This is a genomic window from Streptomyces sp. NBC_00385 (assembly GCF_035917155.1).
Taxonomy (GTDB): domain Bacteria; phylum Actinomycetota; class Actinomycetes; order Streptomycetales; family Streptomycetaceae; genus Streptomyces; species Streptomyces poriferorum.
In genome coordinates this window covers 5926529-5953303 of record NZ_CP107951.1, presented here as the reverse complement: position 1 = coordinate 5953303, position 26775 = coordinate 5926529, and the positions used below count along the sequence as shown (strand labels likewise).

Annotated in this window: 26 protein-coding genes; 5 read left to right on the top strand and 21 right to left on the bottom strand. The window is 71.5% G+C overall.

Annotated elements, in window-relative coordinates; translation table 11 throughout:
• Position 1: 1 nt before the first annotated feature.
• From OG959_RS26585 to leuA, 7 genes are all read right to left on the bottom strand, one after another.
• Positions 2–829 (bottom strand): isoprenyl transferase, encoded by an 828-nt coding sequence (locus OG959_RS26585; protein ID WP_326662399.1) that lies wholly within the window; start codon positions 827–829, stop codon positions 2–4.
• Positions 830–851: 22 nt separating this feature from the next.
• Positions 852–1598 (bottom strand): DNA repair protein RecO, encoded by a 747-nt coding sequence (recO, locus tag OG959_RS26580; protein ID WP_326662397.1) that lies wholly within the window; start codon positions 1596–1598, stop codon positions 852–854.
• A gap of 58 nt (positions 1599–1656) precedes the next feature.
• Positions 1657–2340 (bottom strand): response regulator transcription factor, encoded by a 684-nt coding sequence (locus OG959_RS26575; RefSeq protein ID WP_326662395.1) that lies wholly within the window; start codon positions 2338–2340, stop codon positions 1657–1659.
• Positions 2337–3620, bottom strand: coding sequence for a sensor histidine kinase (locus tag OG959_RS26570; protein WP_326666622.1), 1284 nt, complete (start codon positions 3618–3620; stop codon positions 2337–2339). The genes OG959_RS26575 and OG959_RS26570 overlap by 4 nt, the downstream gene beginning before the upstream one ends.
• An 89-nt stretch (positions 3621–3709) precedes the next feature.
• Positions 3710–5809 carry an MMPL family transporter gene (locus tag OG959_RS26565; protein WP_326662393.1) on the bottom strand — a complete coding sequence of 700 codons (2100 nt, stop codon included), beginning with the start codon at positions 5807–5809 and terminating at the stop codon, positions 3710–3712.
• Between the two features lie 158 nt (positions 5810–5967).
• The gene (locus OG959_RS26560; RefSeq protein WP_326662391.1) at positions 5968–6672 is read right to left on the bottom strand and encodes a TerB family tellurite resistance protein; all 705 of its coding nucleotides are present in this window, start codon (positions 6670–6672) and stop codon (positions 5968–5970) included.
• Positions 6673–6854: 182 nt separating this feature from the next.
• Complete coding sequence (leuA, locus tag OG959_RS26555; RefSeq protein ID WP_326662389.1) at positions 6855–8651, bottom strand: 2-isopropylmalate synthase; 1797 nt, start codon at positions 8649–8651, stop codon at positions 6855–6857.
• A gap of 294 nt (positions 8652–8945) precedes the next feature.
• On the opposite strand from leuA, the gene OG959_RS26550 reads away from it, so the two are divergent.
• Entirely contained in the window at positions 8946–10022 is a 1077-nt protein-coding gene (locus OG959_RS26550) for a M4 family metallopeptidase (RefSeq protein WP_326662385.1), read from the top strand.
• A gap of 31 nt (positions 10023–10053) precedes the next feature.
• Positions 10054–10320, top strand: a complete 267-nt coding sequence (locus OG959_RS26545; protein WP_219571173.1) for a protealysin inhibitor emfourin — start codon at positions 10054–10056, stop codon at positions 10318–10320.
• A 43-nt stretch (positions 10321–10363) separates the two neighbouring features.
• On the opposite strand, the gene era is transcribed toward OG959_RS26545, so the two are convergent.
• From era to OG959_RS26520, 5 genes are all read right to left on the bottom strand, one after another.
• A complete protein-coding gene (gene era, locus OG959_RS26540; RefSeq protein WP_326662380.1) occupies positions 10364–11338 on the bottom strand; it encodes a GTPase Era in 975 nt (324 codons plus the stop codon).
• Positions 11339–11400: 62 nt separating this feature from the next.
• A complete protein-coding gene (locus OG959_RS26535) occupies positions 11401–12354 on the bottom strand; it encodes a WxL protein peptidoglycan domain-containing protein (protein WP_326662378.1) in 954 nt (317 codons plus the stop codon).
• A 101-nt stretch (positions 12355–12455) separates the two neighbouring features.
• Positions 12456–13838: a beta-xylosidase gene (locus OG959_RS26530; RefSeq protein WP_326662376.1), complete on the bottom strand. Its 1383-nt coding sequence runs from the start codon at positions 13836–13838 to the stop codon at positions 12456–12458.
• 215 nt (positions 13839–14053) lie between these two features.
• Positions 14054–14407: a cytidine deaminase gene (locus OG959_RS26525; RefSeq protein ID WP_326662374.1), complete on the bottom strand. Its 354-nt coding sequence runs from the start codon at positions 14405–14407 to the stop codon at positions 14054–14056.
• A gap of 54 nt (positions 14408–14461) precedes the next feature.
• Positions 14462–15355 carry a helix-turn-helix transcriptional regulator gene (locus tag OG959_RS26520; protein ID WP_326662372.1) on the bottom strand — a complete coding sequence of 298 codons (894 nt, stop codon included), beginning with the start codon at positions 15353–15355 and terminating at the stop codon, positions 14462–14464.
• Positions 15356–15457: 102 nt separating this feature from the next.
• On the opposite strand from OG959_RS26520, the gene OG959_RS26515 reads away from it, so the two are divergent.
• Complete coding sequence (locus OG959_RS26515; RefSeq protein ID WP_326662370.1) at positions 15458–16870, top strand: MFS transporter; 1413 nt, start codon at positions 15458–15460, stop codon at positions 16868–16870.
• Between the two features lie 50 nt (positions 16871–16920).
• Here the strand turns inward: OG959_RS26515 and OG959_RS26510 are convergent, their stop codons facing one another.
• Positions 16921–17454 carry a winged helix-turn-helix transcriptional regulator gene (locus tag OG959_RS26510; RefSeq protein WP_326662368.1) on the bottom strand — a complete coding sequence of 178 codons (534 nt, stop codon included), beginning with the start codon at positions 17452–17454 and terminating at the stop codon, positions 16921–16923.
• Positions 17455–17510: 56 nt separating this feature from the next.
• Between OG959_RS26510 and OG959_RS26505 the strand changes: the two genes are divergently transcribed.
• Positions 17511–18158 carry a dihydrofolate reductase family protein gene (locus tag OG959_RS26505; protein ID WP_326662366.1) on the top strand — a complete coding sequence of 216 codons (648 nt, stop codon included), beginning with the start codon at positions 17511–17513 and terminating at the stop codon, positions 18156–18158.
• Between the two features lie 16 nt (positions 18159–18174).
• Here the strand turns inward: OG959_RS26505 and OG959_RS26500 are convergent, their stop codons facing one another.
• The 5 genes from OG959_RS26500 to OG959_RS26480 all read right to left on the bottom strand — a co-directional run bounded on the left by OG959_RS26500 (position 18175) and on the right by OG959_RS26480 (position 22604).
• On the bottom strand, positions 18175–18528 hold the full coding sequence (locus OG959_RS26500; RefSeq protein WP_326662364.1) for an MmcQ/YjbR family DNA-binding protein: 354 nt from the start codon (positions 18526–18528) through the stop codon (positions 18175–18177).
• Positions 18525–19817: a hemolysin family protein gene (locus tag OG959_RS26495; RefSeq protein ID WP_326662363.1), complete on the bottom strand. Its 1293-nt coding sequence runs from the start codon at positions 19815–19817 to the stop codon at positions 18525–18527. The genes OG959_RS26500 and OG959_RS26495 overlap by 4 nt, the downstream gene beginning before the upstream one ends.
• Entirely contained in the window at positions 19814–20311 is a 498-nt protein-coding gene (gene ybeY, locus OG959_RS26490; protein WP_326662361.1) for an rRNA maturation RNase YbeY, read from the bottom strand. The genes OG959_RS26495 and ybeY overlap by 4 nt, the downstream gene beginning before the upstream one ends.
• 9 nt (positions 20312–20320) lie before the next feature.
• Positions 20321–21364, bottom strand: coding sequence for a PhoH family protein (locus OG959_RS26485; protein ID WP_326662359.1), 1044 nt, complete (start codon positions 21362–21364; stop codon positions 20321–20323).
• Positions 21365–21494: 130 nt separating this feature from the next.
• Positions 21495–22604 (bottom strand): carbohydrate kinase family protein, encoded by a 1110-nt coding sequence (locus tag OG959_RS26480; RefSeq protein ID WP_326662357.1) that lies wholly within the window; start codon positions 22602–22604, stop codon positions 21495–21497.
• Positions 22605–22939: 335 nt separating this feature from the next.
• On the opposite strand from OG959_RS26480, the gene OG959_RS26475 reads away from it, so the two are divergent.
• Entirely contained in the window at positions 22940–24295 is a 1356-nt protein-coding gene (locus OG959_RS26475; RefSeq protein WP_326662355.1) for an MFS transporter, read from the top strand.
• On the opposite strand, the gene OG959_RS26470 is transcribed toward OG959_RS26475, so the two are convergent.
• Genes OG959_RS26470 through OG959_RS26460 form a run of 3 tightly spaced genes read right to left on the bottom strand, consistent with a single transcriptional unit; the run spans position 24259 to position 26568 of the window.
• Complete coding sequence (locus OG959_RS26470; protein ID WP_326662353.1) at positions 24259–25251, bottom strand: adenosine deaminase; 993 nt, start codon at positions 25249–25251, stop codon at positions 24259–24261. The genes OG959_RS26475 and OG959_RS26470 overlap by 37 nt on opposite strands.
• A 36-nt stretch (positions 25252–25287) precedes the next feature.
• Positions 25288–26196 (bottom strand): ribonuclease Z, encoded by a 909-nt coding sequence (locus OG959_RS26465; protein ID WP_326662352.1) that lies wholly within the window; start codon positions 26194–26196, stop codon positions 25288–25290.
• 12 nt (positions 26197–26208) lie between these two features.
• Positions 26209–26568: a histidine triad nucleotide-binding protein gene (locus OG959_RS26460; RefSeq protein WP_326662349.1), complete on the bottom strand. Its 360-nt coding sequence runs from the start codon at positions 26566–26568 to the stop codon at positions 26209–26211.
• Positions 26569–26775: the final 207 nt, after the last annotated feature.

The following is a 26775-nucleotide window of genomic DNA, read 5'->3' as shown; positions in this document are numbered from 1 at the left end:
CTCAGGCCGTGGGTTCCGCTTTCTGTGCCGCTTCCACCGCACCGCCGAAGCGCCGGTCGCGCTGGGCGAACTCCAGACAGGCGCGCCACAGGTCGCGGCGGTCGAAGTCCGGCCACAGCACGTCCTGGAAGACCATCTCGGCGTACGCGCTCTGCCAGATCAGGTAGTTGGACGTGCGCTGTTCGCCGCTGGGGCGGACGAAGAGGTCGACGTCCGGCATGTCCGGGTAGTAGATGTACTTCGCGAAGGTCTTCTCGTTGACCTTCGACGGGTCGAGCCTCCCGGCCGCCACGTCCTGGGCGATCCGCTGCGCGGCGTCCGCGATCTCGGCCCGGCCTCCGTAGTTGACACAGAAGTACAGCGTCATCCTGTCGTTGTCCTTGGTCTGCTCCTGGGCGACCTGGAGCTCCTGGACGACGGACTTCCACAGCTTCGGCATGCGGCCGACCCAGCGGATCCGGATGCCGAGTTCGTCCATCTCGTCACGGCGGCGGCGGATGACGTCCCGGTTGAAGTTCATGAGGAACTTCACCTCCTCCGGGGACCGCTTCCAGTTCTCGGTGGAGAAGGCGTACAGCGAGAGGTTCTTGACGCCCATCTCGATGCAGCCCTTGAGCACGTCCATGACGACGCCCTCGCCGACCTTGTGGCCCTCGGTGCGCGGCAGGCCCCGCTCCTTGGCCCAGCGGCCGTTGCCGTCCATGACGACGGCGACGTGCTTGGGCACCAGCTCGCCGGGGATCTTCGGGGGCACGGCACCGGACGGGTGCGGCTCCGGGGTCTTGTAGTCCCGCCGGTTGCGGCCGCCGAGGATTCCGCGTACTGCCATGAGCTTTTCCGTCTCCCTGTGTCTACTTTTCCACGTACCGCAGCGAACGCAGGCCGCGCTCCAGATGCCAGTGCAGATAGGCGGACACCAGCCCGCTCCCCTCCCTGACATGACGCGCCTCGCACGCGTCCGCCGTCTCCCAGTCGCCGGAGAGCAGTGCGCTCAGCAGGGTGACGGCCTCCGCCGAGGGTACGACGCTGCCGGGTACCCGGCAGTCGCCGCAGATGACGCCGCCCGCCGCGACGGAGAAGAACCGGTTCGGACCGGGCATTCCGCACCGGGCGCAGTCGACGAAGCTGGGGGCGTAGCCGTTGACCGCGAGGGAGCGCAGCAGGAAGGCGTCGAGGATGAGGTTCGGCTCGTGCTCCGCGCGGGACAGGGTGCGCAGGCCGCCCACCAGCAGCAGGTACTGCTGGACCGCGGGCTCGCCCTCGTGGTCCGTGAAGCGTTCGGCGGTCTCCAGCATCGCGGTGCCGGCGGTGTAGCGCCCGTAGTCGGTGACGATCCCGCCGCCGTACGGGGCGATGGTCTCGCTCTGGGTACAGAGCGGCAGTCCGCGCCCGACCAGCTCGCTGCCACGGGCGAAGAACTGCACGTCCACGTGGGAGAACGGCTCCAGCCTGGCCCCGAACTTCGACTTCGTGCGCCGTACGCCGCGCGCGACGGCCCGTACCCGGCCGTGGCCGCGGGTCAGGATCGTGATGATCCGGTCGGCCTCGCCCAGCTTCTGCGTGCGGAGCACCACGCCGTCGTCCCGGAACAAGCTCATGGCTCCATTGTCCGGTACGCGGGTGGCCCGGCGGGCCCGGCCCCGCAACCCGGTCCGGTCAGTTCACCTCCGCGCTGCCGCCGGCGGGCACGACGAGCCCGGATTCGTAGGCGACGATCACCAGCTGGGCCCGGTCCCGGGCGGCCAGCTTGCCCATGATCCGGCTGACGTGGGTCTTGGCGGTGAGCGGGCTGAGGCCGAGGGCCTCGGCGATCTCGGTGTTGTTGAGGCCGCGTGCGACGAGGGCGAGGACCTGGCGTTCCCGGTCGGAGAGCATCGCGGGGCCGCCCGGCCCTGCTCCGGTCGGGGGCTGCGGTGCGCTGAGGACCCGGGCGATCAGCCGGGCGGTCGGGCCGGGCGAGAGCAGGGCCTCGCCCGCGGCCACCGTCCTGATCGCGGCGAGCAGGTCGGCGGGCCGGGTGTCCTTGACCAGGAAGCCGGAGGCACCGGCGCGCAGCGCGTCGAGGATGTGGTCGTCGGTGTCGTACGTGGTCAGGACCAGGACCTTCACTCCGGCCAGGTCCTCGTCGGCGGCGATGCGGCGGGTCGCCTCGATGCCGTCGAGTTCGGGCATCCTGATGTCCATCACGACGAGGTCGGCGCGGGCGGAGCGGGCGAGCGCGACGGCTTCGAGACCGGTGGCGGCCTCTCCCACGACCTCCATGCCGGGGTCGGAGCCGACGAGCATCGCGAACGCCGCCCGGACGAGGGTCTGGTCGTCGGCGAGCAGTACGCGGATCATGAGGCGGTCTCCGTTGCCTGGGTCAGGTGCGGCGATGCGCCGGGCCGGTCCTCGCCCTGTTTCCGGAACGGCGCGGACGCGTTGGGCCGGTCCTCGCCCGGTTTCCGGAACGGCAGCAGCGCGGAGACCTCGAAGCCGCCGCCGGGGCGGGGTCCGGCGTCCAGGGTGCCGCCCGTGCTGCGGGCCCTCTCCCGCATCCCGAGGATGCCGAAGCCGGGCGCGGAGCCGTCGTCCACCGGGCCGGTGCCGTCGTCGGTGACCGTGACCCGCAGGCCGCCCGTGCCGGCGGGCGCGACGGCGACGACGATGCGGACGCCGGGGCCCGCGTGCCGTACCGCGTTCGTCAGGGACTCCTGCACGATGCGGTACGCGGCCGCTCCGGTCGCCGGGGCGAGGCGGCCGTCGGGTACCCGCACCTGGAGGTCGACCCGGGCCCCGGCCGCCTCGGCGGCCCGTACGAGGCCGGGCAGGGCGGCCAGATCGGGCAGCGGGCCGTCTGCGTCGCGCCGGCAGCCCTGCCGGTCGTCCCGCCCGTCGCCCTGCCCGGTGTCGCGCAGCACCTGGAGGGTGGTCCGGAGTTCCGCCCTGGCTTCGCGGCAGGTGTCCGCGATGTCGTCCAGCGAGGCCGCGATCGCTTGGCGGTCCAGCCGTTCCGGGTCGACGGTCAGGATGTGCGAGGCGACCGAGGTCTGCACGCCGATGAGGGTGATGCTGTGGGCCAGCAGGTCGTGCAGGTCGCGGGCGATCCGCAGCCGTTCCTCGGCGACCCGGCGCCGGGCCTCCTCCTCGCGGGTCTGTTCGGCGCGTTCAGCGCGCTCCAGCACCGAGGCGACGTACTGGCGGTAGACGCGTACGTCGACCCCGCAGAACAGGATGGCGATGATCCACCCGGAGATGCGCAGCAGTTCGAGCCCCTGATGGGCGTCGATGCTCAGCACCACCGTCACCATCACGGAGGTCACGCCGATGCCGGTGAGCAGCGTGCGCAGCGGGCGTCCGGTCACGGCCACGGTGTAGAGCACGATCCAGGTCTGCGGCATCGGAGCCGTATGGGCGTTGTCGAGGCCGTGGTAGAGCATCAGCAGCGGGACCATGGCGAGCAGCACGAGGACGGGGTTCCGTCGCCGCCACACGAGCGGTGCGGCGCTGGCCATCAGCAGGAGCCAGCCGAGCGCGTCGGGCGCGACGGCGTCGTCGGCGAACAGGGCGAGGGCGGCGGAGAGCGCACCGGCGCCCACGGCTACGAGGGCGTCGGTGCGCGTCTTGTGCGGCGCCTGCATCGGGTCGCGGTTGACGACGGCCAGGATGCGGTCGCGGCGGCGTGCGGTGGTGGACACGCCGCCATCCTCCGGTACGGGGCGGGGCACTGTCAGGGCGTCCCGACGAGTTCCGGTTCCCGGGAGGCCGGTGCGGCGGGGGTCCGGCTGAGCGCGCCGGGCCACCACATCCTCCTCTGCAGGGCCACGCTCGCCGAGGTCACCAGGTAGGTGCGGACCAGGAAGGTGTCGAGCAGGACGCCCACGGCGATGACGAAGCCCATCTCGACCAGGGAGGTCAGCGGCATGTTCGTCAGGACCGCGAAGGTGGCGGCGAGGACCAGTCCCGCCGAGGCGATCACGCCGCCGGTGGTGCGCAGGGCGGTGAGCGCTGCCTCGGTGGGTTCGGCGCCGCGCCGGGCCTCCTCGCGGACCCGGTGCATCAGGAAGATGCCGTAGTCGACGCCGAGGGCCACCAGGAAGACGAAGGTGAGCAGCGGCAGCCCGGGGTCGGTGCCCTTGAGCCCGAGGACCGGTTCGAAGAGCAGTCCGCCGATGCCGAGCGCGGCGCCCCAGACCGCGACGACCGCGGCGACGAGCAGCAGCGGGGCGACGAGGCTGCGGAGCAGGACGATCAGGATCAGCAGGACGGAGAGCAGGACGAGCGGGACGACGATCCCCAGGTCCCGGGAGCTGGCCGTCTCCAGGTCCATCTGCTGGGCGCCGGGCCCGCCGACATGGCTGCCGTCCAGGCCCTCGCGCAGGGCGTGGATGGTGTCCCGCTCCCCCGCGGACTCGGGCCGGTCCTCGGCGACGACGGACAGTTCGGTCCAGCCGCCGCCGCTGCGTCCGCGTTCGGCGGAGGCGACGCCCTCGGTCGTACGGGCCTTCGCCAGCGCGGCGCCGGCCCGGTCGGTGGGGGCGAGCACGGTGATCGGCTGGCTGGAGCGGCCGGGGTAGGCGTCGGCGAGGGTCGCCATGGCGGCGACCGAGTCCGGCTTGCTGGTGAAGGAGTCCTCCTGCTTGAGGTCGCCGGGCAGGTTGAACGCCCCGAGCGACAGCGCGCCGAGCAGTACCCCGCCGGTCACGAGGACCGCGACGGGCCGGCGTCCGGCCGAGCCGCCCATGGCGGCGAAGAGCGAGCGACGCTTCTTCGGCTCGGAGCCGTACACGGGAACGAGCGGCCAGAACACCCGGCGGCCCAGGAGCACCAGGACGGCGGGAAGCAGCGTCAGCATCGCCAGGAGCGCGCACAGCACCCCGACGGCGGCGATGGGTCCCATACCGCGGCTGCTGGTGAGATCGGCCGCCAGGAGGCACAGGAGGCCCGCCGCGACGGTGGCGGAGGAGGCGACGACGGCGGGACCGCAGCCGCGCAGCGCCGCCGCCATCGCCTCGTGCGGCCGGGCGACGCGGGTGAGTTCCTCGCGGTAGCGGGAGACGAGCAGGAGCGCGTAGTCGGTGCCCGCGCCGAAGACGAGGATGGTCATCACGGCGGAGCTCTGGCCGGTGACGGTGACGTCGAAGCCGCGGTTGAGGCCGTAAACGACCGCCATCGACAGGGCGTCGGCGACGCCCGCGACGACGAGCGGCACCAGCCACAGCAGCGGGCTGCGGTAGATGAGGATCAGCAGGATCGCGACGACGGCGACGGTCGTGTAGAGCAGCGGTCCGCCGAGCGAGCCGTACACCTTCTGCGCGTCGACGTTCAGCGCCCCGGGCCCGCCGACCTCGACGCCCAGTCCGCCGTCGCCCTTCACGGTCTCGCGCACGTCGTCGACGAACGCGGTCCGCGCCTCGTCGTCCTGGCCGGGCTCGGTCGTGGAGACCGGGTACATCAGGGTGGTGCCGTCCGAGGAGGGCACGGCTCGCGGCGGTGCGGTGAGGGTGTGGGCGCCCGCGACCTCGGCGGTCTGCCGGGCGGCCGTGGCCCGGTCGGCGGCGGTCAGTCCGCCGTCGCGGTGGTAGACGAGGACGAGGTCGGTCGACTCGCCGCCGGGCAGCGTGTCCTGGATCTCCGCCACCTGGGTGGAGTCGGCGCTCGCCGGCAGATAGTCGACGGCACGGTTGACCTGTACGTCCCCGAGCTTGCCGGCCAGCGGGCCGGCAACGGCGATCACGGCGACCCAGAGTGCGACGACCGCCCAGGGCAGCATCCGCCACCTGCTGCGTGGCCGTGTCCGCTCGTCCTCGTCCTGTGCTGCGGCCCTCATGGGAGGCCCCCCTTCCGTACGGGTGTCCGGTCATGTCCAGACTCCCGTCGGGCCGGGGGCGATACGTCGCACCGGGGGCCGACTTCCCGGCTACTGCCGGGGAGGGTGCTGCGGCCCGGGTACTCCCGCGGGAGTACCGGGCCGGTGCGGAAAGGGGCTCAGGAGGGCGTACGGGCCGCGGCCGCGAGAAGGCGTGCGGTGTCCTCGCCGCGCAGCCGCAGCGCGCCGCCGACCGTGGTCAGCACCTCGCGCTCGGCGGGGCTGTACGGGCCGTCGGCGAGGGCGATCCGGGCGCCCTGGAGCAGAATCGATTCGCGTCCTGCGGGGGCGAGATGCGGGGCGAGGGGCTCCAGCGCCTCGTGGAGTTCGATGGCGAGGGCCGCCCCGCAGGCCTCGGCGGCGGGGTCGAACGCGGAGCCGTGGCCGATGTCGGCGGCGAGGATCTCGACGACGGTGGCCAGCTGTTCCTGGGTGCAGTCGTCGAAGCCGGCGCCCCGCACGGTCTCGACGGCCGTGTCCAGGACCGTACGGGAGGTGCTGCCGCCGGCCGCGAGGACCCCGAGGGTCACGGTGTGGACGGCGTCCCTGAGCATCGCGGAGAACCGTGTGGTGGTGGGGTGGTCGAGCGCCTCGGGGTCGAAGTGGGCGTGGCAGGCGGCGCATTCGACGACCGGTCCCACGGTGCCGCGCCGCAGCAGCGGTACGCCGAGGACCGCGAAGCGGCGGCGGCCGGTGAGGCGGCGGTAGTTGCGGTCGCCCCCGCAGCCGGGGCAGAAGAACTCGCCGTCACCGACGGTGTCCCACAGGGTGCGGGTGCCGCAGATACGCAGCTTTGTGGCGCTTCGTCCCAGGGCTGACCGCACGTCGCACACCTCCGTAACGCTCCGGCAACATTGCCGTGTTGGACGTGATGTTAACCACATCCGTGAAGCGGCGTCAGCATCTCGCCCGTCACAACCGTCCGGAGATGGCCGAACCCCGCCCCCCGGGTGCGGGTGGGCGGGGTTCACGGACCGTACGACTTCATGCCCTTTCGGGCGCCGGGTCAGCGGGTGGCGCGGTTGACCGCCGAGACGACCGCCTTCAGGGAGGCCCGCGTGGTGTTGGCGTCGATGCCGATGCCCCACAGGACCTTTCCGTCGATGGCGCACTCGATGTACGAGGCGGCCTGCGCGCTCGCGCCCTCGCTCATCGTGTGCTCGGTGTAGTCCAGCAGCCGCGCGTCGATACCGATGGCCTGCAGCGCTTCGAAGAACGCGGAGATCGGGCCGTTGCCGGTGCCGGTGAGCACGGTGTCCGAGCCGTCGACGTTCGCCTCGACGGTGATCGTGTCCCGGCCGTCCGAGCCGGTCGTGGTCTGGCCGGAGCGGATCTGTACGCGACCCCATTGAGCCGCAGCGTTCTCGGGGTTGGGCAGGTACTCGTCCTGGAACGTGGTCCAGATCTGCGTCGGCGTGACCTCGCCGCCCTCGGCGTCGGTCTTGGCCTGAATGATCCGGGAGAACTCGATCTGCATCCGGCGCGGCAGGTCCAGCTTGTGGTCGTTCTTCAGGACGTACGCGATGCCACCCTTGCCGGACTGCGAGTTGACCCGGATGACGGCCTCGTAGGAACGGCCGACGTCCTTCGGGTCGATCGGCAGGTACGGGACCGCCCACTCGATGTCATCGACGGTCTTGCCCTGGGCGGCCGCGTCGGCCTCCATGGCGTCGAAGCCCTTCTTGATGGCGTCCTGGTGGGAGCCGGAGAAGGCGGTGTAGACCAGGTCGCCCGCGTAGGGGTGGCGCGGGTGGACCTCCATCTGGTTGCAGTACTCGCTGGTGCGCCGGATCTCGTCGATCTGCGAGAAGTCGATCTGCGGGTCCACGCCCTGCGAGAACAGGTTCATGCCCAGCGTCACCAGGTCGACGTTGCCGGTGCGCTCGCCCTGGCCGAACAGGCAGCCCTCGATCCGGTCCGCACCGGCCATCAGGGCCAGTTCGGCGGCGGCGACGGCGGTGCCGCGGTCGTTGTGCGGGTGGACGGACAGACAGACGTACTCACGGCGCGACAGGTTGCGCGACATCCACTCGAACCGGTCCGCGTGCGTGGACGGCGTCGAACGCTCCACGGTGGCGGGCAGGTTGAGGATGATCTCGCGGCCCTCCTCGGGCTGCCATACGTCACAGACCGCCTCGCAGACCTCCAGGGCGAAGTCCAGCTCGGTGTCGGTGAAGATCTCGGGGCTGTACTGGTAGCCGAAGATCGTCTCGTCGCCCAGGATCTTCTCGGCGTACTCCATGACCAGCCGGGTGCCGTCCACGGCGATCTGCTTGACCTGCTCCTTGGAGCCGCGGAAGACCACGCGGCGGAAGGTGGGGGCGGTCGCGTTGTACAGGTGCACGGTGGCGCGGTGGGCGCCGCGCAGGGATTCGACGGTCCGCTCGATCAGTTCCTCGCGGGCCTGCGTCAGGACGGAGATCGTCACGTCCTCGGGGATCGCGCCCTCTTCGATGATGGAGCGGACGAAGGCGAAGTCGGTCTCGCCCGAGGACGGGAAGCCGACCTCGATCTCCTTGTAGCCCATGCGGACCAGCAGGTCGAACATCTCGCGCTTGCGGGCCGGCGACATCGGGTCGATCAGAGCCTGGTTGCCGTCGCGCAGGTCGGTGGAGAGCCAGCGGGGCGCCTTGGTGACCCGCTTCTCGGGCCAGGTGCGGTCGGGGATCTCGACGGCCTCGTAGCGGCCGTACTTGTGGACCGGCATCCCGGACGGCTTCTGCAGACCCGTGGCGTTGGTGATCGGCGTGGGGCGGCCCACGGCGTTCTCGGCGGGGGTCTGCGCGGGGTTCACTGCGGTCATGGCGTAGGGCTCCTCGGGTGTCCTGCAAGGGGACGGCCGACTGTGTTCCTGCAACACCAGACTCCGCGGGGAGGGGGTCGGCCTACGACTACAGGCCCTCGCCGCGGCAGCTAAGAAGAAGCAGCCCGAAACGCATGATGCGAAGAGACTAGCCGAGGGGCGCCCGGGACGTCGGTGCCGTATCAGTATGCGGGATCGGGCCCGCTAACCGGCAAACAGTGAGGGATCACTCTATTTCGTCAATCCTGGTGGCAACCAGTGACATGACGATCACGCACTGCCACAGTCGTGTGTATGCAGCCTCGATCTCAGCACGAACACCGTCCTGTCTTCTGCACCATCGTGCCGCCCCACGTCCTCGACAAGCTGTCGCAGTCCGACGACCCCGTCCTCGCGGGCCCCGCCCGCCGCACCCTGGAGGCCGACGCCGCCCGGCGCACCCGGCGCCAGGTCACCACCGTCGTCCGGCCCACGATCAACCCGGCGCCGGAGGACGACCGCTCCGGCAAACCCGACCGCACGCTCTACGACTGCCGCCACGGCACGGATCTGCCCGGTACGAAGGTCCGCGCCGAGGGCGAGGACCCCACGTCCGACGCCAGTGTCAACCGCGCCTACGCGGGCCTCGGCGCCACCTTCGACCTGCTGCTCAGCGCCTACGGCCGCCGTTCGATCGACGGCAACGGGCTGCCGCTGATCGGTTCCGTGCACTACGACGAGAAGTACAACAACGCCTTCTTCGACGGCGAGCAGATGGTCTTCGGTGACGGGGACGGCGAGATCTTCCTCGACTTCACCGTCGCCATCGACGTCATCGCGCACGAACTGGCGCACGGGCTGACCCAGTACACGGCCAACCTGAACTACTACGGCCAGTCCGGCGCGCTCAACGAGTCCGTGTCCGACGTGTTCGGCTCCCTGGTCAAGCAGTACTCGCTCGGCCAGACCGCCGGGCAGGCCGACTGGCTGATCGGCGCGGGGCTGCTGGCGCCCCGCGTCCAGGGTGTGGCACTGCGCTCGATGAAGGCGCCCGGCACCGCGTACGACGACGACGTGCTCGGCAAGGACCCGCAGCCCGCCTCGATGGACGACTACATCCACACGGGCGAGGACAACGGCGGGGTCCACCTCAACTCCGGCATCCCGAACCGCGCGTTCTACCTGCTGGCCACCGCGCTCGGCGGCAGTTCCTGGGAGCGGGCGGGCCAGCTCTGGTTCGATGTGCTCACCGGTGGTGAACTGGCGGTGGACGCGGACTTCGCGTCCTTCGCCCGGCTGACCGTGGCGGCGGCCCGCAGCCGCTTCGGCGAGGGCGACGAGGCCGAGGCGGTCCTCAAGGCCTGGTCGGAGGTGGGTGTGCCGACCGCGTAGCCGGCCGGGCCCGTCGAGGAAGGGACACCGCATGCGGATCCAGGTGAGCAGGACCGGCGGCTTCGCCGGCATCGCGCGCCATCGCGAGATCGACACCTCGGGACGGGCCGACGCCCACGAGTGGGAGGCCCTGGCCGCATCGGCGCTCACCGGCGGCCGGGAGGCTTCCGCGACGGGCGTCCCTGACGGCTTCAGCTACCGGATCACGGTCGACGGCCGGACCGTGCACTGCGCGGACCCGCGGCTGACCGACGCCCAGCGCGCCCTGGTCTCACGCGTCCTGAAGGAGGGCGCGTGAGGCCACGGGCGTACGTCTGACGGGGCCCGGGACGTGGTCCCGCTCAGAACCCCAGCTTGCGCAGCTGCTTGGGATCGCGCTGCCAGTCCTTGGCGACCTTCACATGCAGGTCGAGGAAGACCGGGGTGCCCAGCAGTGCCTCGATGTGCTTGCGCGACTTCGTCCCGACTTCCTTCAGCCGCTTGCCCTTCGGGCCGATGATGATGCCCTTCTGACTGGGCCGCTCGATGTAGACGTTGGCGTGGATGTCGAGCAGCGGCTTGTCCGCCGGACGGTCCTCGCGCGGCAGCATCTCCTCGACGACGACCGCGATGGAGTGCGGCAGTTCGTCCCGTACGCCTTCGAGCGCGGCCTCCCGGATCAGCTCCGCGACCATGACCATCTCGGGCTCGTCGGTGAGGTCGCCCTCCGGGTAGAGCGGCGGGCTCTCCGGGAGCAGCGGGGCGATCAGGTCGGCCAGCAGGCCGACCTGGTCGTCCGTGACCGCGGAGACCGGGATGATCTCCGCCCACTCGAAGCCGAGCTCCTCGCCTAGGCGGGAGACGGCCAGCAGCTGTTCGGCGAGCTGCTTGGACTCGACCAGGTCGGACTTGGTGATGATCGCGATCTTGGGCGTCTTCTTGATGCCCGCGAGTTCCTTGACGATGTACTTGTCGCCGGGGCCCAGCTTCTGGTCGGCGGGCAGGCAGAAGCCGATGACGTCGACCTCGGCCCAGGTGGTGCGTACGACGTCGTTGAGACGCTCGCCCAGCAGGGTGCGCGGCTTGTGGAGGCCGGGGGTGTCGACCAGGATCAGCTGTGCGTCCGGCCGGTGCACGATGCCGCGCACGGTGTGCCGGGTCGTCTGGGGCCGGTTGGACGTGATCGCCACCTTCTGGCCGACCAGAGCGTTCGTAAGGGTGGACTTGCCCGCGTTGGGACGGCCCACGAAGCAGGCGAAACCGGCCCGGTGGGGGGCGGTGTTCTCAGCCTGCTGCGCAGCAGCTTCTGGGTTAGGTCGAGCGCTCATGGCGCCCATTGTCCCCGATCCCGGCGGCCGCGGGGCACCAAGGCGCCCGCCGCGGCCGCCGGACCCGCTTCTCAGGCCGGGCGGCGGCGGCTGCGGCGTGACCGGATCCACAGCGCCGCACCCCCGGCGAGCGCTGCCAGCAGCACTCCGGCGACCAGCCAGGGCAGGGCGAAGTACGACACGGACGCGGACTCACGCGTGTCGCGGGCGCTCGCGGTCAGCTCGATCTCGCCCCACTCCACCTGCGGCGCGCCCGCCCACTCCTCGGTGAGCCGGACCTCCTGGCGGGGCAGCAGCTCGGAGGGGATGCGCTTGAGGTCGCGGGCCAGCAGGGTGCGGCCGAAGAGGCCCTCGGCCTTCAGGGCGACCTTGGGACTGAGGGTGACGTTGCCCCGGTTGTGGAGCGTGTACGAGATGACGGCCCGGGACTTGCCCGTGCCCGGGACCAGGGGCGCGGTGTGCTCGACCTCGACGTCCTCGACGGAGAGCGCGGGCATCGTCGGTCCGTTGACCCGGAGATAGATCCGGGCGCCGACCGCCTTCTGGATGCCGACGGCGACGGCGCCCTCGTCGGCGGGGTCGATGCGCTCGTCGAGGGCGACGAGCGCGCCGGGGTGGTCACCCGGTTCGGCGTCCTCGGGAACCTTGATGGCGACGGGCACGGTGACCGAGCCGTGCGGATTCACGGTGACCCGGTCGCGCCCGGCCTTGGCCCAGGCTCCGACGGAGCGCTGTTTCTCGCTCTGCGTACGGACCGCGAATCCGCCGTCGCGTGCGGTGTTGTAGGCGTCGGCGGCGTACAGCCGGAACGTCAGCGGTTCACCGGTCTTGTTGGTGACGGTGACCTTGTCGGTGAGGGTGGCGCCGGGGTCGGCGGAGAGGTAGAAGTACGGCCGCGTGCCCGCGTCGGCGGTGGCGGGGAAGACCGACCAGCTGCCGTTGTCTGCGGCGCCGGCCGTGGGCGCGCCGAGCGGGATGAGGACTCCGGCCAGGAGGGCCGGCAGGAGTACGGAGAGTTTGCGCACGGTGCGGGCTCCCAGGTGCACGCTCGGGCGGGGTGGTCCGGGCGGGTGCGCGCCCGGTCCACCGGTTGATCAGTGGTGCTCGCTCACGGGATGGGTGGTGCTCAGGTGAGGGTGAGCGTGAGGACCCCGGTGTAGGCGCCTGCGGCGGTGAACGCCGGTACGTCCAGCGACAGCTGGGCGTCGACGGTGAACTCGCCTCCGGTGAACGCGCCGTCCGGCGTGGACGCCAGGGTGGCCCCCGCGCTGCCGACCGTTCCCTCGGACCCGGCCGCGCAGGTGCTCGGGCTGCCGGGCTTCGTCGCGCAGGCCGGGCTCCAGCCGAGCGCGGACGCGCCGATCGTCGCCCCTCCCGGCCCCGTGAAGTCGGTGACCTTGCCGGTCAGGGACCAGCCCGCGGGTCCGCCGCGGAAGTCCTGGACCGTCACGGTCTGCAGGGCGCCGGTGGAGGCGCCGCCCTGCCCGAAGTCGACCGCCGACAGTGCGACGGAGTCCCCGGCCTGGGCCATGGTGAGCGTTCCCGGCTTGACGGTGGACGTCAGCTTCTGGCTGCCGTCCGGGATCTCGCCGCCGCCTGTGGTGACGGTGTAGGCCTGGGGGCCCGCGCCCTTGGCCGGATCCCAGCTCGCGCCTTCGAACGCGACGATGCCGGTGGTGGCCGGATCGGTGATCTCGGGCCGGAAGGTGAAGGAACCCGAGTCGGCCGCCTTGGAGGTGATGCTGTCGGCGGTGATCGCGGTGCCGTTCCAGCCGGCCACGGTGACGTCGGCGCCCGGGGTGAACCCGGCGCCGGTGACGGTCACCCGCTCGCCCGGTGCCCCGGAGGACGTGCCGAGCGTGATCGTGCGCTCGTTCACCTCGCCGCCGCCGTCCGTGGCGATGATCGTCTGGGAGACGGGAGCGGGCGGATCGGTGACCGTGCAGGGTGTGTCCAGCTCCATGATGTAGCTGGTGTGGATGTTGTAGTCGCCGGGCGAGAGGGTGATCTCACCGGGCGCGGTGACGGTGAAGGTGCCGGTCATGGAGAACGACGGGAAATCGCCCTTTCCGGGCACCGGCTCGTTCTTCTTCGGGCCCGCCACCGTGACGGCGGCGGACTGCGCTCCGCCGACGGTGACCTTGCCGGTCGGCGTCATGATGTCGGCGGGCAGCGCCAGGTCGACCGGGTTGCTCGCGGCCGGTTTGACGACGGTGTACGTCACCGTGACCGTGTCGCCGACCTTCGGCGCGGCGTTGTCGACGGTGATCTGGGCCGACGTCGTTCCGTCGATCGGCGGGATGCCCGCGATGGCGGGCGGGATGCAGTGGGTCGGGAAGTCCACGGCGACCGAGGCCGTCGCACTGGCCTGCGCGGGTCCGGCGAGCAGCCCTCCCCCGGTGACGACGAGCGCGCCGACACCCAGCGCGGCGGCCCATCGGCGGCCGCGGACCGGTCGGCCCGGGCGACGGGATCTTCGGCTGTCGGATCTTCGAATGGCTTGGCGCATGGAGCCCCCTCCTGCGGGATCCGGCGCGGCGGCTCTTCCGCGTCGGCAGGGAGCCATTGATGACTTCGGCCGGAAAGAAGTCAATGGGATCGAAATGCGCTGACTGATGGGCCATCAGATGGTGTCAAGATCCATGGTTCCCGCACATCCCGTACGAACGCCCCGCGCCGGTGGGCGCGGGGCGTTCGTACACACGATGGTGGTCCGGCGGAGGTTCAGCCAGCCGTCACCGTGAGGCGCAGCACCCCGTCGGGCCCGGCGAGCAGCACGGGCGTGTCGGCCCCGCCCAGGTCCCGTACCGCGGCCCGGTCCTCGTCGGACGGGGTCTGCGACTCGGAGACGACCGCGGCCGCCTCCAGGGACGTGGCCCCGCTGGCCACGGCCATCGCGACGGCCGTCCGGAGCGCGCTGAGGCGCAGCGACTCCAGCTCCACCGTGCCCGCCACATACGTACGTCCGGTCTCGTCCCGCACGGCCGCGCCCTCCGGCACACCGTTGCGGGCGCGGGCGCTGCGCGCCAGCGTGACGATCTTGCGGTCCTCGGCGCCGAGGTCGGTGCTATCGGTCATGTGCCGAGCATACGAAGTGCGGAGACGGGCGCGGCACGCGGGCGCCCGGACCGCTCACGCCCGTACCTGGTGCATCGAGCCCCGCCGGCCCTCCGGCGAGGCCAGCCACAACAGCTTCTCCTCCGTGCCGGTGCCCGGCCACGGGTGGTGCACCACGACCGCGAGATCCGGGCGGGCCGGGATACGCAGCTGGGTCGCCTCCATGACCAGCGCGCCCACCTCCGGATGCGACAGCTCCTTGCGCATCTGCCCGCCCGGCGCGACATCCCGCCGCGCCCACAGTTCGGCGAACTCGGGGCTCCGCTCGGCCGCTTCGGCGACGATCGCCCGGAAACCCTCGTCGTCCGGGCACTCCGCGCACGCGGCCCGGAACTGGGCGACGACCCGGGCAGCGGTCTCCCACCACTCCTGGTCCCGGCCCCGGTGGACGGGATCGGTGAAGAAGGCGATCACACAGTTCTGCGGCCGGTCCGGCCGCAGTCCCATCACCATCGAGGCCGCGTCGTTGTACAGGATGACGTTCCAGTACGCGTCCATGATGTGCGCCGGGAACGGCATCCAGCCGTCGAGCAGCCGCTGCAGCCCCGCGCACATGTCCGTGTGCGCCGGATCGACCTCGGGTGCGGGCGGGTTGAGCCCCGCCAGTACGTAGAGGTGTCGGCGTTCGGCGCTGCTGAGCCGCAGTACCCGGGCCACGGAGTCCAGCACCTGGGGCGACACGGTGATGTCGCGGCCCTGCTCCAGCCACTGGTACCAGGAGACGCCCACTCCCGCGAGGACGGCGACCTCCTCGCGCCGCAGTCCCGGGGTGCGCCGCCGGGCCCCGCCGTCCGGGAGGCCCGCCTCGGCCGGGCTGACCCGCGCCCGCCTGCTCCTCAGGAACTCCCGCAGCTCGCCGAGGCGATGCGACTTGCCCGCCTCCGCGGCGGTCCGGGCCGGTGTGCCCACGTAACTCCCCCTGGTGTCCGGGCCCGCGCCTGCCTGGTGGTGCGGCCAACAGGATAAGTTCCGTCTCCCCACGGATATTCCGGCGGCCACAGGCTCGGACCCATGGCGATCGAATCCCCCTCCCCAGCGGCTGTCACCGCTCCCGTCCCCGCACCTCCCGCCCCTGACCGGCTCTCCGGCCGGGCCCGGCTGGTGCTCCTCGTCCTGTGCGCCGCGCAGTTCATGGTGTCGCTCGACTTCTCCGTACTGAACGTGGCGCTGCCCGTCCTCGGTGACGACCTCGGGCTGAGCCGGTCAGGCCTTCAGTGGGCGATCACCGCGTTCGCCCTGCCGTCCGGCGGCTTCCTGCTGCTCTTCGGCCGGATCGCTGATCTCTACGGCCGCCGCCGGCTGTTCCTCACCGGACTCGTGGTCTTCGGCGCGGCCTCGCTGCTCGCCACGTTCGCCTGGAACCCGGCCGCCTTCCTCGCCGGACGGGCGCTCCAGGGACTCGGTGCCGCGGCCATCGTGCCGACCGGCATGTCCCTGCTCACCACCACGTTCCCGGAGGGGCCGCAGCGGGACCGTGCCCTCGGCATCAGCGGCACCCTGCTCTCCCTCGGGTTCACCGTCGGCATGGTGGCCGGCGGCACCCTCACCGACACCCTCGGCTGGCGCTCCACGATGGGGCTGCTGACGCTGGCCGCGGTGGCCGTCCTCGCGGCGGCGCCCGCGCTGCTCACCGAGTCCCGTACGCCCGACCGGCCGCGGCTGGACGTACCCGGAGCCGTGACTGTCACCGGTGGGCTCCTGGCCCTGATCTACGCCCTGTCCACCGCGGCCGAGCACGGCTTCGGCCGCGTGGACGTCCAGGTCTCGCTGGCCGCCGGGGCCGTCCTGCTCGGCGCCTTCGTGGCCGTCGAGTCCCGGGCGTCCGCCCCGCTGGTCTCGCTGCCGATGCTCCGCCGGCGCACGGTCGCGTTCGGCAATCTGGGCGGACTGCTCACCTTCTCGATGATGAGCACCATCGTCTTCGTCCTGACCCTGTACCTCCAGGAGGTCCTGGACCTGTCGGCCTTCGGTACCGGGCTGGTCTTCGGCGTACAGGGCGTCGCCTCGGTGGTGGCGGGCGTGTACGCCCCGAGGGTCATCGGCCGGTTCGGGGCCCGGCGCATCCTGGCCCTGTCCCTGCTGGGCCAGGGGCTGTTCATCGCGGCCCTGCTGGGACTCGGTACGGATTCGGGCGTCTGGCTGGCCACGGTCGCGGTCTCGCTCGCCAGCATGTGCCACCTCGGCGCGATCATCGCGTACGGCCTCACCGTCACGTCGGGGGTGCCGAACGCGGAACAGGGGCTGGCGACGGGGCTGGTCACCACGACCCAGCAGGTCGGGCTGACGATCGGGATCCCGCTGCTCGGCGTGCTGGCGACGACCCAGGGCTCGCTGTTCGACGGCGTACGGACCGTGGTCGCGGTGGCCGCGGGGCTGCTCGTCGTCGCCGCGGGCGTGGTGGGCGCGGGCCTCCGGCGGGCCTAGGGAGTGCGGATCTCCCGGGCGGCACAGGGAGTGCGGGTCTCCCGGGCGGCTCAGGGAGTGCGGGTCTCCCGGGCGGCCGCTGCCTCGTAGGCGGCCGTCAGTTCCGCCAGCACGCCGTCCGTGCGGGCCGGCGCCCCGGTCAGATGGGTCGCCCGGAGCTCGGCCATGAACCGCTCCCACATCGGGGGGCCTCCGGCGGCCAGCAGTTCGGCCCGCACCGTGAGCTCCGGCGCCGTGTCCAGCCAGCGGGCACCCCAGGCGCCGAGCTGGGCCATCACCGGGACGAGCTGAACGGACGCCTCGGTGAGGTGGTACGCGACCTTCTGGCGGTGGCTCGGGTCGTCGTCGCGGGTGAGCAGCCCCGCCTCGACGAGTTTCGCCAGCCGGTTGGCCAGGATGTTCGACGCGATGCCTTCCATGGAGGCGTTGAGCAGCTCCCTGAAGTGGGTGAGGCCGCCGAACATGATGTCGCGCAGCACGATCAGGCTCCAGCGGTCCCCGAGGAGCTCGACCGTCATGTTGATCGGGCAGCCGGACCGGCCCGGTGACACGGGCAGCTTTCCGGAGGGAACTGGTTGCAACATGGGATCAGTCTAGATAGCTTCGAACCGGTTGCAGATCGCAACCGGAAGGGGATCCGATGAAACAGCTGGTCCGCGTCCAGAACTTCTGTGTCTCCCGGGACGGCTACGGCGCCGGGGAGAACCAAACGCTCGACCGCCCGTTCGGCAACGTCGACCCCGGCGAGCTCGTCTCCTGGGCCGGTGCCACCGCCCACTGGCCCAACCGGACGGACCCCGGGGGCAGCCTCGGCCTGGACGACTACTTCACCCGCGACTTCTCCAACAACATCGGCGCCGAGATCATGGGCCGCAACAAGTTCGGCCCGCAGCGCGGTCCGTGGGAGAACCACGACTGGGAGGGCTGGTGGGGCGAAGAGCCCCCGTTCCACACCCCGGTGTTCGTCCTCACCCACCACGAGCGCCCGTCGATCACCCTCGGGGAGACCACGTTCCACTTCCTCGACGCGTCCCCGAAGGACGCGCTCACCCGGGCCTTCGAGGCCTCCGAGGGCAAGGACGTGCGCATCGGCGGCGGTGTCGCCACGGTCCGGGAGTTCCTGGACGCCGACCTCATCGACTCGCTGCACGTCGCTGTCTCGCCGCTCGACATCGGTGCGGGCGAACGGCTGTGGGAGAGCCCCGAGGCGCTGACCGACCGTTTCCACCTGGAGAAGGTCCCGAGCCCGAGCAGCAAAGTGGTGCACCACCTGCTCTGGCGGAAGTGAGAGGCCCGGTCCCGGCCTACGCCCGGTCGAGCCGCAGCCGCTCCGCCCGCGGCAGCTTCGCCACCACGAGGTCGTAGCTGTCCTCGATCAGCTCGCGCAGCTTCGCGTCCGGCAGACCGGACACCGTCACGGTGTTCCAGTGCCGCTTGTTCATGTGCCACCCCGGCGCCACGGCCTCGTACCCCTCCCGGAGCCGCACCGCGTCGTCGGGGTCGCACTTGAGGTTCACCGTCAGCGGCCGTGCGTCCAGGGCGCTCAGCGCGAACATCTTGCCGAGCACCTTGAAGACGGATGTCTCCGGCCCGAACGGGAACTCCTCCGCGCTCGCGTTGAACCCCAGGCAGAACGACCTGAGCTGCTGCGGTGTCATACCGTCGCCTCCTCCTCGGGAGCCACCGGCTCCACCAGCACCGTGACGATCTTGTTCCGTCGGCCCGCGGGCGACTCCGCGGTCAGCCGCAGCCGGCGCCCGTCGGGGAGCTCGACCTCGGACGAGGCACCCGCGATCGGCACCCGTCCCAGCGCCTTCGCGAGCAGCCCGCCGACGGTCTCCACGTCCTCGTCGTCGTACTCGTCGAGGCCGAACAGCTCACCGAGGTCGCCGATGTCCAGCCGGGCGGTCACCCGGAAGCAGCCGTCGACCAGCGGCTCGACCGGCGGGAGCTCCCGGTCGTACTCGTCGGTGATCTCGCCGACGATCTCCTCCAGGATGTCCTCGATGGTGACGATGCCCGCCGTGCCGCCGTACTCGTCGATGACGACGGCGACGTGGCTGCGGTCCTGCTGCATCTCCCGCAGCAGGTCACCGGCGTTCTTCGTGTCGGGCACGAACGCCGCCGGGCGCATCGCCGTGGAGACCAGGTCGGCCTCCGAGTCCCGGTTGATGTGCGTCTTGCGGACCAGGTCCTTGAGGTAGACGATCCCGACGATGTCGTCCTCGTTCTCCCCGGTGACGGGGATCCGCGAGAAACCGGAACGCAGCGCCAGGGTCAGCGCCTGCCGGATCGTCTTGTAGCGCTCGATGCAGACCAGGTCGGTGCGCGGCACCATCACCTCGCGCACGAGCGTGTCACCGAGCTCGAAGACGGAGTGCACCATGCGGCGCTCCTCGTCCTCGATCAGCGACTCCTGCTCGGCGAGGTCGACCATCGCCCGCAGTTCGGCCTCACTGGCGAACGGCCCCTTGCGGAACCCCTTGCCCGGCGTCAGCGCGTTGCCGATGAGGATCAGCAGCTGCGGGATCGGCCCCATGATCCTGGCCAGCGGCAGCAGCACGTACGCCGCCGCCGTGGCCGTGTTCAGCGGGTGCTGGCGGCCGATGGTGCGCGGCGAGACACCGATGGCGACGTAGGAGACGAGGACCATCACGCCCATGGCGACGGCCAGTGCCTCCCAGGTCTCCGGGAACTCCCTGAGGCAGGCGTACGTGACGAGCACCCCGGCCGCCATCTCACAGGCGACCCGCACCAGCAGGGCGACGTTGAGATAGCGCGTCGGATCGGCCGCGACCTGTTCCAGCTTGTCGCTGCCGCGCCGCCCCGAGCGGACCGCCTCGGCGGCCCGGAAGCTCGACGTACGCGCGATCCCGGCCTCGGCGCAGGCCGCCAGCCAGCCGACGACGACCAGCAGGACGACCCCGAAGACGAGAGGCAGGCTCACGAGACGGTGGGTGCGGGCGACGGACCGGTCATGCCGTGCTCGCCGCGCCAGCCGTCCACGATCGCCGCCTGGAGACCGAACATCTCGGCCTTCTCGTCGGGCTCCTCGTGGTCGTAGCCGAGCAGGTGCAGCACCCCGTGGACGGTGAGGAGCTGGAGCTCCTCGTCCATGGAGTGCTGCGTCTCGGCGTCCTCGCCCTGCTTCTTGGCGACCTCCGGACAGAGCACGATGTCACCGAGGAGCCCCTGCGGGGGCTCCTCGTCGTCCTTGGCCGGCGGACGCAGCTCATCCATCGGGAAGGACATGACGTCCGTCGGGCCCGGCAGGTCCATCCACTGGATGTGGAGCTGTTCCATGGCGGCGGAGTCCACCACGATCACCGAGAGTTCGGAGAGCGGGTGGATCCTCATCCGCGCGAGCGCGTAGCGGGCGATGTCGAGGATCGCCTGCTCGTCGACCTCGGTTCCGGACTCGTTGTTGACGTCGATCGACATGGTGCGCTGCTACTGCTTCCCGTTGCGTCGGCCCTGGCCCTTGCCGGCCTGGCCGTCCTGGTCGCTGTCGTACTTCTCGTACGCGTCGACGATACGGCCGACCAGCTTGTGCCGGACGACATCCTGGGACGTCAGCCGGGAGAAGTGCACGTCGTCGATGCCTTCGAGGATGTCCTGCACCTGACGCAGACCGCTCTTGGTGCCGTTCGGCAGGTCGACCTGGGTGACGTCACCCGTGACGACGATCTTCGAGTCGAAGCCGAGCCGGGTCAGGAACATCTTCATCTGCTCGGCGCTGGTGTTCTGCGCCTCGTCCAGGATGATAAAAGCATCATTAAGGGTGCGGCCCCTCATGTATGCCAGCGGCGCGACCTCGATCGTGCCCGCCGCCATCAGCCGCGGGATCGAGTCGGGGTCGAGCATGTCGTGCAGGGCGTCGTAGAGCGGGCGCAGATACGGGTCGATCTTGTCGAAGAGCGTGCCGGGCAGGAAGCCGAGCCGCTCTCCGGCCTCGACCGCCGGGCGGGTGAGGATGATCCGGCTGACCTGCTTGGACTGCAGGGCCTGGACGGCCTTGGCCATGGCGAGGTACGTCTTGCCGGTACCGGCGGGGCCGATGCCGAAGACGATCGTGTGCTTGTCGATCGCGTCGACGTACCGCTTCTGGTTGAGCGTCTTGGGGCGGATCGTGCGGCCGCGGCTGGAGAGGATGTTCTGCGTGAGCACCTCGGCCGGGGTCTCGGTGCCGTCCGCCTTGCCGTTCTCGGTGGCCTTGAGCATCGCGATCGACCGTTCCACAGCGTCCTCCGTCATCGGCTGCCCGGTGCGGAGCACCAGCACCATCTCGTCGAACAGGCGCTGGATCAGGGCGATGTCCGCCGTGGTGCCCGTCGCACTTATGTCATTGCCCCGGACGTGGATGTCGGCCGCCGGGAACGCCGCTTCGATCACGCGCAGCAGCGAGTCGCCCGCTCCCAGGAGCATCACCATGGGGTGAGCGGCCGGGATGCTGATGTGGGCACGCGCCTGCGGCTGTGTGGGTGTCTGAGTCATGGGCCGGCCCTCGGGCCTGCACATACCTCCCGTTGCGGGGTTCTCGCTGCTCGAAAACCTCAGGTGTACCCAGCCTACGACTTGGTACTGACAACACCAGGGGTTTTACCTGCCGGGAGCAGCCGTCCGGTCACGGACGGAAGCCGATCGTCGGGACGGCCCGGCGCAGCGGCCAGGGGCGGGCCGCTGCGGGGAGCAGGTCCTGGAGGAAGGCGTACCGCTGGAGCGCGGCCGGGTCCTGACCGCTGACGGTGCGGATCCGCTGCCACCAGGCGGCGATCTCCGCCCAGCCGGGGGCCGAGAGCGAGCCGCCGAACTCCTGGACGGAGAGGGCCGCGGTGAGTCCGGCGAAGGCGAGGCGGTCGGCGAGGGGCCAGTTGGCGAGGGTTCCGGTGACGAAGCCGGCGACGAAGACATCGCCCGCACCGGTCGGGTCCAGCGCCTCGACGGCGATCGCGGGGACCTCGGCGGTGGTCCCGGTGGCCGCGTCGACCGCGTACGCGCCCTCGGCGCCGAGGGTGACGACGGCGAGCGGGACCCGTTCGGCGAGGGCGTGTGCGGCGGCGCGGGGGCAGTCGGTGCGGGTGTAGCGCATGGCCTCCTCGGCGTTGGGGAGGAAGGCCTGGCAGTGCTCCAGGTCGGTCAGGCCGTCGAGGTCCCAGCGGCCGGTCTCGTCCCAGCCGACGTCGGCGAAGACGAGGGCGCCCCGGCGGGCCGCCGTGGCGACCCAGGGTTCGCTGCGGCCGGGCGCGAGCGAGGCGATGGCGGCGCGGGACCGGGGCGGGCACCGAGGTGAGGCGGCGGGGGCCCCGGGGGGCGCGAACGCGGGCGGGGGCGGGGCCTCGTGGCCGTGCGAGACCATCGTCCGCTCGCCTTCGTACGCCATCGAGACGGTCACCGGCGAGTGCCAGCCGCGCACGGTGTGCGAGAGGGACAGGTCGATGCCCTCGCCCTGCTCGAGGGCGTCCCAGCAGTACTCGCCGTAGTGGTCGTCGCCGAACGCCGCGGCGAGTGAGGTGTGGAGGCCGAGACGGGCGAGCGCGGTGGCCATGTTGGCGACCCCGCCGGGGCTGGACCCCATGCCGCGGGCCCAGGACTCGGTGCCGCGCACCGGGGCGCTGTCGAGGCCGGTGAAGATGATGTCGAGGAAGACCGTGCCGGTGAGGAAGACGTCGCAGTCGGGGTCCTGCGGGGCACGCAGCCCGTCCAGCGGGTCGATGTCCGGCATGTCAGCGCTCACCTTGCACTCCCCGGTCGTGGCGGTTGCGGCCAGTGTGCCCGATTCCCGTCCGTGGGTGCGGGGCCCGCGCCGGGGCCTGCGTGGGCTCTGCGCACACAGAGGCTGACCTGCATAAACATGCGCTGTTACCCGCATAGAATCACGACAAACGCATAAGTGACTCAGATCACAGCGAGGCGACTTTCGGTCGACCCGGAGCACTTGATACAAATTGGCCCGCGACCACCGTTGGCGACATGACCGACGAGTGTGCCGATTCCCCGCATTTCTCGCATTCCCGCATTGCTCCCTCTGTCTTTCTCTCCGCCTCCTCTGGCATGTCTTCAGGAACGCCCATGTCCTCGCGCCCTCGCGCCGCGTGGCCTCTGGTTGCCGTGTTCACCGCCGGTTACCTCGCCGCCTATCTGCTCCCCACCATCGTGGGACGGCTCTCCGTCTATCTGGGTCTCAGCACGGCCGAGGCCGGTCTGGTCGGCAGCGCCCTGCTGCTGAGTTCGGCCTCGGCCGGCTTCAGCCTGGCGGGCCGCGTCGAGACGTACGGGCCGCGCAGACCGGCGCGGACCGGGCTGGTGCTGGCCGTGCTGGGGTACGGCTGCGCCGCGCTCGCGGGCTCCGTGCCGCTGGTGGTCCTGGGTGCCGTGGTCGGCGGCTTCGGTTCCGGTACGGCGACCGCGGTGGCCGCGGCGGGCATCGCCGCCCAGCGCGATCCGCACCGGACGTCGTCCCTGGGGCTGCTGAGCGTCTCGGCGACCGCGGGCGCCCTGTATCTGACGATCCCTCACCTGGGCGGTGGCCACCGGCTGCCGTTCGCGTCGATCGCCCTGGTCGCGCTGCTCGTCTGGCCGGCCACCTCCCGGCTGGGCAGCCCGGCCCCGGCTGGTCCGGTCGTCCCCGCGTCGGGACGGCTGCCGCACCGCCGCTCGGGCCTGGTGCTGGCGGGCGGCATGCTCGTCTGGTCGATGGCGCAGAACGCGCTGTGGGGGGTCAGCAGCCGCATCGGCGTGGACCAGGTCGGGCTCTCCGAGGTCACCATCGGCGCGGTGTTCGCGGCCGCGCTCGGCGCCGGTCTGCTCGGCGTCATGGGCGCCGGGGTGCTGGGGGCCCGGCTCGGGCGGGCGGTGCCGATCGGTCTGGGCACCGTGATCATCGCGGCGAGCATCGTGCTCAGCTCGTCGGCCGGGGACCTCGGTTCGTTCGCGACCGGCGAGATCCTGTGGAACACCGTCTACCCGGTGGTCCTGTCGTATCTGATCGGGCTGGCCGCGTCCCTGGATGTGCGCGGCCGCTGGGCGGTCCTGGCGGGCTCGGCCTCGTCGGTCGGCGTGGCCTGCGGTCCGGTGCTCGGCAGTGTGCTGTCCGAGGGGGCCGGCTTCCCGGTCATGGGGATGGTCCTGGGCGCCGTGACCCTGCTCGTCGCGGTTCCGGTGACGGCGGTGGCCCTGCACACCGGTGGCCGTCCGCTGGTGCCGGGCTCGGTGCGCCGCAGGGGCGGCGCTCCGGCGGCCCTGCTCGCGGTCACCACCGGTGCGGTGCCCGGGGCGGTGCCGAAGCTGGGCGCGCCCGAGCAGGCCGTCACGGAGATCAGCCTGCCCGCGCTGCGCCGCCGACGCCTGGTCAGGAGTGCGTTCCGGACGGCCGGCCCGTCGGGCGGCGGTCAGTCGAACGCGTACGCCTCGACCTCCGACAGGTAGCGCGCCCTGCGCTCCTCGTCATGGTCGAGGAAGGCCGCCTCGAAGGAGTTGCGGGCCAGGGTGCGCAGTTGTTCGCGCTCCAGGCCGAGTGCCTCGTGGACGGCGTGGAAGGTGTCCCCGACGTACCCGCCGAAGTAGGCGGGGTCGTCGGAGTTCACCGTGCAGAGCAGCCCGGCGTCCATCATGGCCCGCAGCGGGTGCTCCTCCAGGGTGTCGATGGCGCGCAGCCGTACGTTGGACAGCGGGCAGAGGGTGAGCGGCACCCGGTCGGCGACCAGCCGCTTCACCAGCTCCGGGTCCTCCATGCAGCGCAGTCCGTGGTCGATGCGCTCCACGCCGAGCACGTCGAGCGCCTCCGTGATGTACGCGGGCGGGCCCTCCTCGCCCGCGTGGGCGACCTTGCGCAGTCCGAGAGCCTCGGCCGCCGCGTACACCTCGCGGAACTTGGCGGGCGGGTGGCCGACCTCGGCGGAGTCCAGGCCGACGGCACTGATCCGGTGCAGGTACGGCTTGGCCGCCTCCAGGGTCTCCAGCGCCGATTCGGCGGACTGGTCGCGCAGGAAGCACATGATCAGCTGGGTGGAGACGCCGTGCTTCTCCTCGCTGCGCTCCAGCGCCCGGCCGAGTCCCTCGACGACGGTGCCGATGGCCACACCGCGGGCGGTGTGCGCCTGCGGGTCGAAGAAGATCTCCGCATGGCGGACGCCCTGGGCGGCGGCGCGCGTGAGGTAGGCGTCGGCGAGTTCGGTGAAGTCGTCCTCGGTCCGCAGCACCGCCATCAGCGCGTAGTAGAGGTCGAGGAAGCTCTGCAGATCGTCGAAGAGGTAGGCGGTGCGCAGCTCCTCGGTGTCCGCGTAGGGCAGCGGCACGCCGTTGCGTGCGGCGAGCGCGAAGGCCAGCTCGGGTTCGAGGGTTCCTTCGATGTGGAGGTGGAGTTCGGCTTTGGGGAGGTGCACGGGTTTCTCACTTACGCAGGGTGGTGCTGTTGTCTCTTACGGGTGCCGGCTCGGTACCGGGACCCGCATCAGGTCCTGGGCGACGGTCAGTTCGCCCTCGAATCCGGCCGCCCGGGCCTGGGACCCGAAGGCCTCCGGGTCCGGGTAGCGCTGGGAGAAGTGCGTGAGCACGAGGTGCCGTACGCCTGCTTCCCGCGCGGCCCGGGCCGCCTGGCCGGCGGTCAGGTGGCCGTGGTCGGTGGCCAGTTTCTCGTCCTCGTCGAGGAAGGTCGACTCGATGACCAGCATGTCGCACCCCTCGGCGAGCGCGTACACACCGTCGCAGAGCCTGGTGTCCATGATGAACGCGAACCGCTGTCCGCGCCTGCGCTCGGAGACGTCGTCGAGGGTGACGCCGTCGAGGGTGCCCTCGCGCTGGAGCCGGCCGACGTCCGGTCCGGCGATGCCGTGCTCGGCGAGCTTCGCGGGCAGCATGCGCCGCCCGTCCGGCTCGACCAGCCGGTAGCCGAACGACTCGACGGGGTGCGAGAGCTTGTGGCTGCTGAGCGTGTACGTGTCCGTGGTGGCCAGCGGCCCGTCGGCGGCGACCGGCGCCTCGGTCAGCTCGACGGACTCGCGGTAGGCGGTGGCGTACCGCAGCCGGTCGAAGAAGTGCTGCCCGCTCGCCGGGTAGTGGGCGGTGACGGGGTGCGGGACCTGGTCGAGGTTGATCCGCTGGATCACCCCGGCCAGGCCGAGCGAGTGGTCGCCGTGGAAGTGCGTGACGCAGATCCGGTCGATGTCGTGCGCGGCGACGCCGGCCCGCAGCATCTGGCGCTGGGTGCCCTCACCGGGGTCGAAGAGGATGCCCTCGCCGTCCCAGCGCAGCAGGTAGCCGTTGTGGTTGCGGTGCCGGGTCGGGACCTGGCTGGCGGTGCCGAGGACCACGAGCTCGCGTACGGACACGACCTGGGACTCCTAGCCGGGGGGCCACTGGAGGCCGCGGCCGGCCAGGACGTGGGCGTGGGCGTGGAAGACGGTCTGCCCGGCTCCGGCGCCGGTGTTGAACACGACCCGGTACCCGGTCCCGTCGACCTTCTCGTCGGCGGCGACCTGTCCCGCCTCGCGCAGCACGTCGGCGAGGATCTGCGGCTCGGCGGCGGCGAGGGACGCGGCGTCCGGGTGGTGGACGCGGGGGATGACCAGGACGTGGGTGGGGGCCTGGGGGTTGATGTCGCGGAAGGCGACGGTGGTGTCGGTCTCCCGGACGATGGTGGCCGGGATCTCACCCGAGACGATCTTGCAGAACAGGCAGTCGGGCTGCGGTTCTCCTGCCATGGGAGCTCCTTGGGTCTCGGGTGATCCGTTACGGGGGCAGCCTAGCGGGCGGGCCCGGGTGTTTCGGGGGCGCTGCCCCCGTACCCCCGCTCCTCAATCGCCGGCGGGGCTTGATTCTGCCCGGCTGGGCCCGAAGCCCTGCGGCTGCATATCCAGCCCCGCCGGCGTTTGAGGCGCGGGGTCCGGGGCGGAGCCCCGGATACGGGA

Excerpts from the sequence above, each read along its gene's own strand:
- OG959_RS26510 (WP_326662368.1), bottom strand. The coding sequence starts at position 17,454 with ATGTTGCAACCAGTTCCCTCCGGAAAGCTGCCCGTGTCACCGGGCCGG.
- OG959_RS26545 (WP_219571173.1), top strand. The coding sequence starts at position 10,054 with ATGCGGATCCAGGTGAGCAGGACCGGCGGCTTCGCCGGCATCGCGCGC.
- leuA (WP_326662389.1), bottom strand. The coding sequence starts at position 8,651 with ATGACCGCAGTGAACCCCGCGCAGACCCCCGCCGAGAACGCCGTGGGC.
- OG959_RS26485 (WP_326662359.1), bottom strand. The coding sequence starts at position 21,364 with ATGACTCAGACACCCACACAGCCGCAGGCGCGTGCCCACATCAGCATC.
- OG959_RS26525 (WP_326662374.1), bottom strand. The coding sequence starts at position 14,407 with ATGACCGATAGCACCGACCTCGGCGCCGAGGACCGCAAGATCGTCACG.
- OG959_RS26505 (WP_326662366.1), top strand. The coding sequence starts at position 17,511 with ATGAAACAGCTGGTCCGCGTCCAGAACTTCTGTGTCTCCCGGGACGGC.
- era (WP_326662380.1), bottom strand. The coding sequence starts at position 11,338 with ATGGGCGCCATGAGCGCTCGACCTAACCCAGAAGCTGCTGCGCAGCAG.
- OG959_RS26460 (WP_326662349.1), bottom strand. The coding sequence starts at position 26,568 with ATGGCAGGAGAACCGCAGCCCGACTGCCTGTTCTGCAAGATCGTCTCG.
- OG959_RS26585 (WP_326662399.1), bottom strand. The coding sequence starts at position 829 with ATGGCAGTACGCGGAATCCTCGGCGGCCGCAACCGGCGGGACTACAAG.
- OG959_RS26500 (WP_326662364.1), bottom strand. The coding sequence starts at position 18,528 with ATGACACCGCAGCAGCTCAGGTCGTTCTGCCTGGGGTTCAACGCGAGC.
- ybeY (WP_326662361.1), bottom strand. The coding sequence starts at position 20,311 with ATGTCGATCGACGTCAACAACGAGTCCGGAACCGAGGTCGACGAGCAG.
- OG959_RS26570 (WP_326666622.1), bottom strand. The coding sequence starts at position 3,620 with ATGCAGGCGCCGCACAAGACGCGCACCGACGCCCTCGTAGCCGTGGGC.
- OG959_RS26530 (WP_326662376.1), bottom strand. The coding sequence starts at position 13,838 with ATGCGCCAAGCCATTCGAAGATCCGACAGCCGAAGATCCCGTCGCCCG.
- OG959_RS26475 (WP_326662355.1), top strand. The coding sequence starts at position 22,940 with ATGTCCTCGCGCCCTCGCGCCGCGTGGCCTCTGGTTGCCGTGTTCACC.
- OG959_RS26515 (WP_326662370.1), top strand. The coding sequence starts at position 15,458 with ATGGCGATCGAATCCCCCTCCCCAGCGGCTGTCACCGCTCCCGTCCCC.
- OG959_RS26565 (WP_326662393.1), bottom strand. The coding sequence starts at position 5,809 with ATGAGGGCCGCAGCACAGGACGAGGACGAGCGGACACGGCCACGCAGC.
- recO (WP_326662397.1), bottom strand. The coding sequence starts at position 1,598 with ATGAGCTTGTTCCGGGACGACGGCGTGGTGCTCCGCACGCAGAAGCTG.
- OG959_RS26550 (WP_326662385.1), top strand. The coding sequence starts at position 8,946 with ATGCAGCCTCGATCTCAGCACGAACACCGTCCTGTCTTCTGCACCATC.
- OG959_RS26575 (WP_326662395.1), bottom strand. The coding sequence starts at position 2,340 with ATGATCCGCGTACTGCTCGCCGACGACCAGACCCTCGTCCGGGCGGCG.